The organism is Paraeggerthella hongkongensis (genome assembly GCF_003726035.1).
GTDB lineage: Bacteria > Actinomycetota > Coriobacteriia > Coriobacteriales > Eggerthellaceae > Paraeggerthella > Paraeggerthella hongkongensis.
The window spans coordinates 1-11864 of record NZ_QICD01000023.1 but is presented as its reverse complement, the minus strand read 5'-3'; the positions used below and the strand labels follow the sequence as shown (position 1 = coordinate 11864).

The window sequence follows — 11864 nt, the reverse complement described above, 5'->3', positions numbered from 1 at the left end:
TTCTTTCCTTTTGTTGCGAGTGCGGTTGCGGGGAGGCGCTCTTTTCCGTGCTTCGGCTTGAGCTCGTAGGCGGTCGGAACTTGCGGCCGCCTACGGCTGGTCTGCTGAAAAGATCAGGAGACAGAGGGATTTAGCGCCCCTTCACCTGCTTTTTCTTCGGAGTGATCAGGTTGGAGATGCTTTTGTACACGATGAGGGTCAAAACGGCGTTGAGCGCGCCTTTCACCAAGTTGAACGGGGTAAGGATGGGGATGATCATGGCGACGACCGCATCAAGCGGAACGCCGAGCCACGCCGGCGTGATGATCAGGTTGCCGACGATGGCCATGAGCGTTGCCGCAATGACGGAGAGGACCAGGCCCAGCACGCCGCCCTTGAACGAACGCGTCTTGCGGTAGACCAAGGCGGCCGGCAGGATGAAGCCCGTGACCACGAGGATGTTCATGAGCGCGCCGGAGAAGTCGGCGAACAGGATGCCGTGGATCACGGCTCCCACGATGCCGACCGCCAGTCCCGCCGCGGGTCCGAACGCGAATCCGCATACCATGGCCGGCATGGCGGAGGCGTCGTACTTCAACCAGGTCACGCCGGGCAGCAGCGGGAATTCGACGAACGAAAGCAGCACGCCGATGGCGCACAGCAAGGCCATCGTGACCAGCTGGCGGGTTTCCCACTTGTTCGTGTTGGTGAATGCGGGCGCGTGAGCGTCCTTGTTGTTGGCTGCCATGGCAACCCCTTTCTTTCCAGGCCGCTTGCGTGCGGGTCAGGTTTTCCGGCCTAAAAAGAAAACAAGCCCGTATGAATTCCTTCCATACAGGCTTCTTGGGGTCCGCAGATGCAAAGCGCCTATGCGCTTTGTCGCGGATCTCTGCCTCTTCCATCCGGACTATACCGTTGGTCCCGGGATCTCACCGGAATCAGCCTGCGAAGCATGGCGCCTCGCGGGGTCGCGGACTCTCGGCTTGTTGCAACACGGGTTGCGGGCCGAATTACCGCCAGTGAGGAATTGCACCTCGCCCTGAAACAGAATCCATGGCGCACATTGTAACCACCCTCTTGATTCGTGGCAAGCGTTTCTTCGGGAATGCGGACAAGAGCGCGTTTTTGTGGCATTGGGCATTGTGATGTCGGGTGCTGGATGTTGGGTGTCGGGCGCTGGACGCTGGACGGGATCGAAAGCGGTTCCGTGAATGCATTGTCGCCCGAAACGTACGGTTTTCGCCGAAAAACCGTACGTTTCGGGCGACAATGCGCAGCGGAACGGGTTGGCCTGCTGCCGGGCCGTCTTTTTGCCTGCTGACGACATGCTCCCGTATAATGCTCGCATGCGAAGGCGCGGAGCGCGCCGTGGACAACAAGGGGGAGCGCATGGGGCAGAGCAGGATCGTGAACGAACCGAGGGTAAAGAACCCGCTGGTGAAGGCTATTCGGGAGCTGCTCGAGCACCGGGCGCTCTGGCTGTATCTGCTCACGGACGAGGCCGCGAAGGCGGGAGCCGATCCGGCGGCGTTCGCTCCGGCCGCCGTGAAGCGTTGCGGCTTGTTCCAGGGCGCGGAACTGGTGGCCAAGGGCGGCGGCACGCACAGCCTGAAAAGCCTCAAGAAGGGATTGTTCGGCAAGCCGGCTCAAATGGTGTTCGAAATGGACGTCAAAGACGTGCAGGACGATCGCTTCGAACTGGAGTTCCATTATTGTCCGCTGGTGAAGGCATGGCAAAAGCAGGGATGCACCGACGAGGAGATATCCAATCTGTGCGATTGGGCCATGTGCGGCGACCGCGGCATCGGGGAGGCGTACGGCTGCGAGCTGGATCTGCCGAAGACCATCGCGCGAGGCGACGACGTGTGCCATCTGATCTATCATCGGTAGGGGCTTGTTGGCAGCGATTGAGACGATCCAGCAAGCTGCCTGTCTCATGGGCCTAGCGTGCGGAGCGCCGCGTTGATGCCGTGGTGCTCCGCACGCTAGGCTGTAATTTGTGGATACCCGGCGGGAATTCTTCGCGAGGGGGTCCCGTCGGGGTACAATACCCGAATTATGTTTGACATTCTCAACACCATCGACAGCTTCGTATGGGGACCGGTCATGATCGCGCTCCTTTTGGGATCGCATCTGTTCTTCACGGTCAAAACCGGTTTCATTCAGCGCAAGCTGCCTCAGGCCATCAAGCTCTCGCTTACGTCCGATCCCGAGGGCAAGGGCGACATCAGCCATTTCGGCGCGCTGGCCACGGCGCTGGCGGCCACCATCGGCACCGGATCCATCGTGGGCGTGGCCACGGCCATCCTGGCAGGAGGGCCGGGCGCCGTGTTCTGGATGTGGATCACGGGCGTGTTCGGCATCGCCACCAAGTACGCCGAGGTGTACGCGGCGGTGAAGTACCGCGTGAAGGATCATAACGGGGCCATGCTCGGCGGCGCCATGTACATTTGGGAGCGCGCGTTCCGTCGCAATGACAAGGGCGAGCTTGATCCCGGTCCCGGCGGCCGTCCGCCGTGGTGGGCGAAGCTGGGCGCGATCGCGTTCGCGGCGTTCGCGGCCATCGCGGCCATCGGCACCGGCTCGGCCGTGCAGGCATCGGCCATGACCGGCATCATCACATCGAACGCGCCGGTTCCCGCATGGATGGTCGGCGTTGCCATCGTCATCTTGGTTTCGGTGGTCATCTTCGGAGGCGTGGAATCCATCTCCAGGGTATGCGAGAAACTGGTTCCGTTCATGGCCGTGGCGTATGCGGGCGGCTGCATCGTCATCTTGGTTTTGAACGGCCCTCTTCTGGGCGAGGCCCTGGGCCTCATCTTGGAATGCGCCTTCACGCCGAAGGCTGCGTTCGGCGGCGCGGTGGGCAGCGGCATCATGGTCGCCTTGCAGTTCGGCTGCGCGCGCGGCCTGTTCTCCAACGAGTCCGGCCTGGGCTCCGCGCCCATCGTCGCGGCGGCGGCCTCCACGCGCAACCCCGCGCAACAGGCGCTTGTGGCCATGACCGGCACGTTCTGGTCCACGGTCGTCATCTGCGCGCTCACCGGCATCGTTTTGGTGTCTACCATGCTGGCTCATCCGGAGATCGCTTCGGACATCTTGACGAACCCCACGTTGTACTCGGGCGCCCAGCTGGCAAGCGAGGCGTTCTCGAAGATCCCCTACATCGGCACGCCTATTCTGGTGCTGGGCATGGTTGCTTTCAGCTATACCACCATACTGGGCTGGTCGTACTACGGCAGCCGCTGCATCACGTACCTGTTCGGGCGCTATGCCATCCGTCCGTACCAGGTGGTGTACGTGGCCGTGGCGTTTTTGGGCGCGATCGGCGTGGGCGATATGGTGTGGCTGGTCAGCGACATCGGCAATGCGCTCATGGCGATTCCCAACATCGTGGTGGTTCTCATGCTGTCCGGCATGGTGGCGCGCGAAACGCGCCATTACATCTACGACGGGAACCTGGACGAAGCCGACGACGCGCCCATCCCGCAGCTGGAGGGGAAGTAGCGGCTTTCGCGCAGGGGCTTGCCGACCGTCGTCCGTGCGCGTTCGCGCCGTGGGCTGCATTCGATCTGCGGGCCGCCCGCGCCCGTGCCTTCGTTTCCGCTCGTCCCCCTTGCTCCCGATGCCGTTCGCTGGCAATTTCGCATTTGTTAACAAGCCGTAACGCGCCGCCTCGCTATAATCCGAGTACTTTAGCGCGCGAAAGTGCCCATACCGAAACGGCTTGCTATCGTTCTTGCTGCTCACCTGGCTGATCGACGGATGCGCAGATCATGGAATCTGCTTCGGTATAGACTCTTCGCCCGCTTTGCATCCGGGAGTACAGAGAGGGGTTGGGGTATGGATATCATTCAGCTGATCGGCGATATCGACGCGTTCGTGTGGGGTCCTCCCATGATCGTGCTGTTGTTGGGGTCTCACTTGTTCCTGACGTTTCGCACAGGGTTCATTCAGCGCAAGCTGCCGACGGCTATCAAGCTTTCGGTGACGAAGGATCCGGATGCGCCGGGGGATATCAGCCAGTTCGGCGCATTGACCACGGCTCTTTCGGCCACTATCGGCACGGGCAATATCGTGGGCGTGGGCACTGCCATTCTGGCGGGCGGTCCGGGCGCTGTTCTGTGGATGTGGCTCACGGGCGTGTTCGGCATGGCGACCAAGTATTCTGAAACCTACGCCGCCGTGAAGTACCGCGTGAAGGACCATAACGGCAACATGCTGGGCGGCGCAATGTACGCCTGGCGGCGTGCGTTCGAGAAAGACGGCAAGACGCCCTGGTACGGCATGCTGGGAGCGGGCGCGTTCGCCCTGTTCGCGGCCATTGCCTCGTTCGGTATCGGGTCCGCGGTGCAGTCCAGCGCCATGACCGGCATCATCACCTCGAACGCTCCGGGCGTGCCCGCATGGGGCATCGGCCTGGCCATCGTCATCATGGTGTCGCTCGTCATCTTCGGCGGCATCAAGATCATCTCCAAGGTGTGCGAGAAGCTGGTTCCGTTCATGGCTATCGCGTACGCATGGGGCTGCATCGTGATCATCGGCATGAACTGGGAATACGTATGGCCTGCCATCTGCTTGATCTTCGAATGCGCCTTCACCCCGAAGGCCGCGTTCGGCGGCGCGGTGGGCAGCGGCCTCATGATGGCTTTGCAGTTCGGCTGCGCGCGCGGCCTGTTCTCCAACGAGTCCGGCCTGGGCTCCGCGCCCATCGTGGCGTCGGCGGCCTCCACGCGCAACCCGGCGCGCCAGGCGCTCGTGTCCATGACCGGAACGTTCTGGGACACGGTCGTCATCTGCGCGCTGACGGGCATCGTGCTGGTTTCCACGATGATCGCGAATCCGGGCATCATGGAAAGCGGTCAGGTTTCCGCCGGCGCCGACTTGACGAGCGCGGCGTTCGCGTCGATCCCCTACATCGGCACGCCCATCCTGGTGATCGGCATGATCCTGTTCGCCTACACCACCATCTTGGGTTGGTCGTACTACGGCAACCGCTGCGTCACGTACCTGTTCGGCAAGCATGCCATCCGTCCGTACCAGGTGCTGTACGTGGCCGTGGCGTTCTTGGGTGCCATCGGCATCGGTGATTTGGTGTGGACCATCTCGGACATCACCAACGCGCTCATGGCCGTTCCCAACATCATCGTGGTGCTGCTGCTTTCGGGCTTGATCGCCCGCGAGACCAAGCATTACGTGTGGGAGAAGAACCTCGATGAAACGGACGAGACGCCCATTCCGGTGCTCGAAAGCAAGTAGACCCTCCATCGCCTGCTTCGGCAACGTAGCGAGCAGCCCCGGAGCGCGTATGCGGCTCCGGGGCTGCTTTTTTTTTTCGGGATCGCGGATCCGTCCCATGCGGGAAGCGCGGCGGCTAGCCTTCTTCGCCTTCGTCTTTCTTGAGTTTCGCCGCCGCGCCGCCGAGCGCGCCGAGCGCTGCGATGGCCGCTGCTCCTGCGACGGCGCCCCAGGATGCGTCGCCGGTTCTGACGGTTTTCATCGGGTTGCCGATCGCCGTGCTTCCGCCACTGCCGCTGCCGCCCGGTCCTCCCGGAGCGCTCCCGCTTTCGCCCGATCCGCCGCTGCCGCCCTGGCCGTTCCCGCCGCTGCCGGATCCTCCTCCCGGCTCGGGATCGCCGCCCGGGTTTTCGGGGGCGAACGCCGCGGTCAGGGTCGTCGTCGCCGATGCGTAGCCGGCTGCGTAGGATAGCGTGTACGTTCCTGCCGCAGCGGGCGTGAACCGCCAAACGGGCGGCGATCCCTCGGCGCCCTCCAAGGCGACGGGATTGCCGTCGGGGCCGGTCACGAAGGGCGTCGCTTGCAGCATCGATCCGTTGACGTCCTCGAACGATACGGAGGGTATGGCGTACGCTTTTCCTACCGTGGCCTTTTCCAGGTTGGCAGGATCCGGCGCTTTCACGGGAGAGGAGGGAATGGCCGAGGCTGCGTACAGCGTTGCGGCATGGTTCTCGTCTGCGACTCCGGGGCTTAGGCGGGCGAACGCCACGCGTCCGACCATCGCATGCTCGGGCTTTCCCTGCGCGTTCGTGTCGGCGCCGAGGAACCAGCGCAGCGGCGCGCCGCCGCTTACGCTGGGCGGGGGGAGGATCCCCGGGTTGGCGAACTGCGAAGCAAGCGCACCGTTCACGTACAGCTTCATTTCCACCCCGTCGTAGGTTGCCACGGCGTGCGTCCAGGCAAGCGTGTCGACGTGCGCGCTGGTCGATTTCCAATCGCCGCCTTCAGGCGATGTGTAGTAATGCAGGCTTGGGCGTCCACTGTCGGGATCGGAGCTCTTCGATGGGTAGTACTCGAGGTTTTGCCCGTGGGACTGCCCCGATGAGAACAGCTCGAAGTAGCTGGAGGGCTCTTCGTCGAACCGGAACAGCACTTCCAGGGTGCATCCGGTGCCGATGCGCGCGTAGTCCTCGCTCGTGAACGCGTACGCCGCCGCCGCGGCGCCTCCGAATGCGGCGACCTGCTTGTTGAACAGGGGGTCGGAAACAAGTTCCAGCGCTCCGAATTCCTTGAGCGCATGGGGCGCGGCGGAAAGGTCGTCGGCCGAGCCTTGTGCGAAGTCCACGGACAAGAGCGGGTCTTCGAGGGGCGTCACCTCACGCTCCTTCGTCTTGAACTCGGCCTGGCCGATGGGCGTTTCCTTGCCGTGCACGTTGCGAGCGTACGCCTTGAGCGTGTAGGCGGTTCCCTCCGCCAGGGCCGCGCCGATGAGCGGGCGAACGAATTCGCTCGCGCGGTTTTGGCTTGCCTTGTAATAATCGGACATGAACCGCGCATCGTACAGGGGCTCGTCGGAATCGGCCGAGAAGACCTCTACGCGGTAGCATAGGATGATGTCGTCGTCCAAGCCGGTTGTGTCCGCATGCACCTTGCTTGCGGTGATGGCGAAGGACGCTCCTGACGCGGTCAGGGTGTCGTCGTTCGGCACCGTGACGGCGGCGTCGGCCTCTACCGTAGGGGGGAGGCTGCGCGCTTTCATGGCCAAGGACGTGTAGATTTTGGTGCTCTGGTCGTTCGGGCTGAACGACCAGGGTTTTCCGATGCATGCGCCCTCGCGGAAGTCCATGCGGTAGATGGTCACGGCATGGGTTGTCGGGTCGATGTCCACCAGCTCGCACTGGTTGGCGTCGTCTCCATCGGCGGGATGCCCGTACAGGAGGCTTCCCCCGCTGTAATCGCCGTTGTTGTACCCTTCGTCCTGGCCGCCTTTCATCCAGAAGTTGTTGGCGAACGTGGCGGTTTGGACGAGGGTGCAGCCGTCGTCTTGGTAGATCGAGCGCGGGTCGGCCATGGGGATGTGCGTATGCCCCGAAAAGTGCACGATTTGGGGATACGCCGCTGCGATTTCATGGTAAAAGGCCATGTCGTTGCCCGTTCGGTCGGACTTGTCGGTGCCGAACTGGCCGTTCCAGCTGCCGCCCGTGCTGTACCAGACCGTGTTGCCGAAGGGATGGTGGGTCAACATGAAGATGGGCTTGTTCGCGTCTTCCGCCTGCGCGGCGGCCAAGCGTTCGCGAATCCAGTCCTGCCGGTCGCCGTACCAGCTGTTGTCGTAGCCGCCCGGATGGGACGAGAGCGCCAGCACGTGGTAGCCGTCGCTTCCGCCCACGATGAAATCGCAGTCGGTTTGGCCTTCGTTCGCGCCTCCCGGAATCTGGAACGACCCTGCTACGGCCAGCTTCGACGACAGGAAATCCTTGAATGCGGCCTGGGCGTTCTCCTTGTCCCCCTGCCAGCTGTAGTACTCGTGGTTGCCCATGACGATTCCGACGGGTTTGCGCGCGTTCGCATTGAGAAGCGAGGCCAGCTCATCGTACTGCTCGGGAGTGCCGGTATCCGCCGAATCTCCCACGAAGAAGTGCGCCGCCACGTCGGGAGCGGCGGCGTAGATCCCGGAAAACGCAGCGGGAATCTTCTGCGTGTAGGAATTGCGCGCTCCGGCTCCCACGTGCGTGTCGCTGTGCACGGTGAAGCGTATATGCCCGCTTTCCAGCGCCGGCCAATTCTGGCCGGGGGCCGGGCTGAACGCTGCGTCGGCGCGCTGGTCGGGGAACACGAGCATGCCGCCTGCAAAGGACGCTCCGGCTATGGCTGCCAGCTTGAGGAACGATCGACGCGACACGCCGATCGTGCTCGTTTCGAAAAAGGACGATGCATGGTTCATGGAAGACCTTTCTGCTCGAGTGTTCGGCTGTTGCCCGCTTGGCTTGAGCGCGGCGCGGGTGCGAGAAGCTTGCATTGCGAGGTGCTGACGAGGGGAAGTATAGGAATGCCGCGAAAAGGGCGGGTACAGTGCGGGTAAGGTTTGCGTACGCGCGCGGTAAGGCTTGCGTAAGCGGCGAAGCGCTCAGATGGCAAAGCCGCGAAGCGCTTGAATTGCCAGGCGGCGTTCGGTGGTCGGGCGGTGCCGCTGGTTCGCCGTCGGGATGCTCTCGGCGCGTCGCAACGCACCCTGACTGCGCGATTTTTGCAGCAATGTTGCGCACCGCCCCTCATCTTCAAAAGCCCCGTCCTTGTGAGCTGGGACAATGGAATACGGTTCTTGGAGGGAAGGCGATGAAGGGGGCTTGCGCCTCGAAAAACGCAACATTGGGGGAAGAATCGAGCAGGAAGCGCAGCATCGCTCCCAACGCAGGCGGGCGCATGCTGATGGAGATTCGGCGGCGGACGTCTTTTTCGACCGTCGCCGCCGCGCCGCCGAGCGCGCGGAGGGCTGCGATGGCCGCTGCCCTCGCGATATCGGCGCGTCGCTTGCCTGCTGCGGGGATCCTGCGATGAGCGGCCGCGCTTCGGCAGGGCTCGCCTTGCCTTGCGGTATCATGGCCGGTATGAAGAAACTTGCCATCATAGGAGGCGGCGCGGCGGGGCTCGCGGCCGCCGTTGAAGCCGTCCGCGCTTTGCGCGTTCGGGGCGTTGCCCCTGGATCCGTGGAAACGACGGTGTACGAAGCCAGCGACCGCGTCGGCCGATCCATCTTGGCGACCGGCAATGGCCGCTGCAATTTCTCGAACGCTCGCATCGATGTTGCCGCATACCGCAATTCGGCCTTCGTCTCGCAGGCATTGGCCGCGCTTGAAGGCGAGCCGGATTCGTGCGAGGATCCTGTTCATGCGCTGTTCGCCGACTTGGGCCTGCTTTGGCGCGAAGAGAGCGAGGGGCGCCTGTATCCTTTGGCGAACAAGGCGACCAGCGTGCTTGACGTGCTGCGCTCGGCTGCGCAGGATGCGGGCGTGCGCCTGGCGTGCGACTGCGTTGCCGGGCGCGTCGATGCGCCGCAGCGCGCGGGCGACCGATTCCATATTCGGTTCGCAGACGGCGCGGTGCGACACGCCGATGCCGTGGTCGTGGCCGTTGGCGGCAGGGCGATCGAGGAGATCGCGCTGCCGAAAGGGCTGCCGTGCGCGAGCGGCCGCCCCGTGCTGGGCCCGCTGCGCACGGATACCGCTTTGGTGAAGCCGCTCAACAACGTCCGCGTTCGCTGCTGCGTTTCTCTGGCGGGCGCGGACGGCGTCGAGAAAGCCCGCGAGTCCGGCGAGGTGCTGTTCCGCGATTACGGGGTGTCGGGCATCGCCGTGTTCAACCTGTCGCGTTTCGCCGCTCCGGACGACGAGCTGCGCATCGACCTGCTTCCCCAGATTGCGCCCGAAAGGGTGGAGGGCCTTCTGCTGGATCGTGCCGCGCGCTTGCGCTCGGCCGGCCGTCCATGCTCGGCCGACGCGATCGTTCGCGGCATGCTGCTGCCTGCGGTGGCGCATGCCGCGTTGAGGGAGGCGGGACTGCGCCGCGAGGGCCCGTTCGCCAACGCGGACGCGCCAAGGCTGGCGCGTGCTCTCAAGGAGCTTCCCGTGGTCGTGCGCGGCGTTGGCGATGCCCGCCAGTGCCAGGTGACGCGCGGAGGGCTTGCCGTCGAGGCGTTCGGCCCGCGCACGATGGAGGCATGCCGCGTGCCGGGGCTCTTCGCGGCGGGGGAGGCGCTGGACGTGGACGCGCCCTGCGGCGGGTACAACTTGCATTGGGCGTGGGCGAGCGGCATGCTGGCAGCCCGCGCGGCAGCGGGCATGCTGGCGGCTGACGATGGTCGAACGAAGGGAGCGAGCCGTGCTTGAGGTGTCGAACGTGAGGCTTCCGCTTGACGCGGGCGTCGCCGGGCCGAAGGGCGACGCGCTCGTCCGCTCCGCCGCTGCGGCTGCGCTGGGCGTGCAGGAGGCGGACGTGGAGTCGGTTCTCGTCCTCAAGCGCAGCGTGGATGCGCGCAAAAAACGGGACGTGCATTTCGTGGCGACGCTCGGCGTGGCTCTTTCCGCTTCCTCCGCGGAGCAGCATGCGCTTGCGCAAGCCTGTTCGCGGGCGGGTGCGGGGGTTTCCCCGGGCACTCACGTGAAGCGCCACGAGCCTTATGCGCCGCTTGTCGTTCCAAAGCTCGCCTCGGCGCTCGAGGCGAGCGGCGAGCCGCGTCCCGTGGTGGTGGGTGCGGGCCCGGCGGGCCTGTTCTGCGCGCTGTACCTGGCGCGAGCGGGTTTGCGGCCCCTTCTGTTGGAGCGCGGAGGAGACGTGGACGAGCGGCTTTCGGCGATCGCGGCGTTCGATGCGGGGGCGGATTTGGACCCGCAGACGAACATCCAGTTCGGAGAGGGCGGGGCCGGCACGTTTTCCGACGGGAAGCTGACCACGAACATCAAGAACCCCTTGGCGCGCCATGTGCTTCGCTGGTTTGCGGATGCCGGAGCGCCCGAGGAGATCCTGTGGCAGGCCAAGCCTCATATCGGCACCGACCTGCTGGTTGACGTGGTGCGCGAACTGCGCCGCCAGATCGTTGCATCGGGCGGTGAAGTTCGATTCCATGCGCAGTTGACGGGCTTGCATTTCCGCGACGGGATCCTTGCCGCGGCGGACGTGCTCGATTCGGGAAAGAGCGCGCGCGTGCCCGCGCGGCGCGTGGTGCTGGCGTGCGGGCATTCGGCGCGCGATACGTTCGAGGTCGTGCACGCCGCGGGCGTGAAAATGGAGCAGAAGCCCTTCTCGGTGGGCGTGCGCATCGAGCATCTTCAAACGGCGGTCGATCGCGCTCAGTACGGCGATGCCGCGACTCATCCGGCACTCGGTCCGGCGGACTACAAGCTGGCCGTTCACCTGCCCGACGGCCGGAGCGTCTACACGTTCTGCATGTGCCCGGGCGGCCAAGTGGTGTGCGCGGCAAGCGAGCCGGGCGGCGTGGTGGTGAACGGCATGAGCCGGTTCGCGCGCGACGGAAGGAATGCGAACAGCGCGTTGCTCGTGGGCGTGGGCCCGCAGGACTTCGAGGGGGATCATCCTCTTGCGGGCGTGAAGCTGCAACGGGATATGGAGCGCGCGGCGTATCGAGCGGCGCGCGCGGCGGGCGGCGATCGGTATCGGGCGCCCGCCCAAACCGTGGGGGATTTTCTCGCGGGCCGCTCGACGGGCCCCGGTTCGTCGGTGCGCCCCACGTACGCGCGCGGCGTGGCGTGGTGCGATCTGCGGGAGTGCTTGCCGGAGTTCGTGGCAGATGCGATCGCGTCTGCGCTGCCGTTGCTCGATAGGCGACTCGCCGGGTTCGCGGACCGGGACGCCGTTATGACCGGCGTGGAAACGCGCAGCTCGAGTCCGGTTCGCATCGTGCGCGACGAAGGTTGCGAAGCGTTGTTGGCCGAATCCCCCATGGCCGGCGGGGCGGGCCTCTATCCGTGCGGAGAGGGCGCGGGCTATGCGGGCGGCATTATGAGCGCTGCCTGCGACGGTCTGCGGGTTGCCCGGTCCGTGGCTCAAGCGTTCGAGCGCTGACGCTTGCCCGGCAGCGAAGGGCGGCCTCTATTCTCCCAGCTCGGCTTTCCAATCGAAATCGACGGGAG

Annotated in this window: 7 protein-coding genes and 1 riboswitch; of the genes, 5 read left to right on the top strand and 2 right to left on the bottom strand. The window is 64.8% G+C overall.

Annotated features, from left to right (window positions below; all coding sequences use genetic code 11):
- Positions 1-130: 130 nt before the first annotated feature.
- Entirely contained in the window at positions 131-727 is a 597-nt protein-coding gene (locus tag DMP08_RS09670) for an ECF transporter S component (protein WP_123192692.1), read from the bottom strand.
- Positions 728-865: 138 nt separating this feature from the next.
- Positions 866-1030: riboswitch (FMN riboswitch) on the bottom strand.
- Between the two features lie 317 nt (positions 1031-1347).
- Here DMP08_RS09670 and DMP08_RS09665 point away from each other — a divergent pair.
- The 3 genes from DMP08_RS09665 to DMP08_RS09655 all read left to right on the top strand — a co-directional run bounded on the left by DMP08_RS09665 (position 1348) and on the right by DMP08_RS09655 (position 5238).
- Positions 1348-1869 (top strand): L-2-amino-thiazoline-4-carboxylic acid hydrolase, encoded by a 522-nt coding sequence (locus DMP08_RS09665; RefSeq protein WP_244596917.1) that lies wholly within the window; start codon positions 1348-1350, stop codon positions 1867-1869.
- A 168-nt stretch (positions 1870-2037) separates the two neighbouring features.
- A complete protein-coding gene (locus DMP08_RS09660) occupies positions 2038-3486 on the top strand; it encodes an alanine/glycine:cation symporter family protein (RefSeq protein WP_123192691.1) in 1449 nt (482 codons plus the stop codon).
- Between the two features lie 336 nt (positions 3487-3822).
- Positions 3823-5238, top strand: a complete 1416-nt coding sequence (locus tag DMP08_RS09655; protein WP_123192690.1) for an alanine/glycine:cation symporter family protein — start codon at positions 3823-3825, stop codon at positions 5236-5238.
- A gap of 115 nt (positions 5239-5353) precedes the next feature.
- Here DMP08_RS09655 and DMP08_RS09650 read toward each other — a convergent pair whose 3' ends face one another.
- Positions 5354-8161: a metallophosphoesterase gene (locus DMP08_RS09650; RefSeq protein WP_161555457.1), complete on the bottom strand. Its 2808-nt coding sequence runs from the start codon at positions 8159-8161 to the stop codon at positions 5354-5356.
- Between the two features lie 403 nt (positions 8162-8564).
- Between DMP08_RS09650 and DMP08_RS09645 the strand changes: the two genes are divergently transcribed.
- Complete coding sequence (locus tag DMP08_RS09645) at positions 8565-10103, top strand: aminoacetone oxidase family FAD-binding enzyme (RefSeq protein ID WP_244596916.1); 1539 nt, start codon at positions 8565-8567, stop codon at positions 10101-10103.
- Positions 10096-11796 carry an NAD(P)/FAD-dependent oxidoreductase gene (locus DMP08_RS09640; protein ID WP_123192688.1) on the top strand — a complete coding sequence of 567 codons (1701 nt, stop codon included), beginning with the start codon at positions 10096-10098 and terminating at the stop codon, positions 11794-11796. Before DMP08_RS09645 ends, DMP08_RS09640 begins: the two co-directional genes overlap by 8 nt.
- Positions 11797-11864 lie beyond the last annotated feature (68 nt).

Bases quoted from the DNA above. Each gene is read 5' to 3' on its own strand.
- DMP08_RS09670 (WP_123192692.1), bottom strand. From the start codon at position 727: ATGGCAGCCAACAACAAGGACGCTCACGCGCCCGCATTCACCAACACG.
- DMP08_RS09660 (WP_123192691.1), top strand. From the start codon at position 2,038: ATGTTTGACATTCTCAACACCATCGACAGCTTCGTATGGGGACCGGTC.
- DMP08_RS09655 (WP_123192690.1), top strand. From the start codon at position 3,823: ATGGATATCATTCAGCTGATCGGCGATATCGACGCGTTCGTGTGGGGT.
- DMP08_RS09650 (WP_161555457.1), bottom strand. From the start codon at position 8,161: ATGAACCATGCATCGTCCTTTTTCGAAACGAGCACGATCGGCGTGTCG.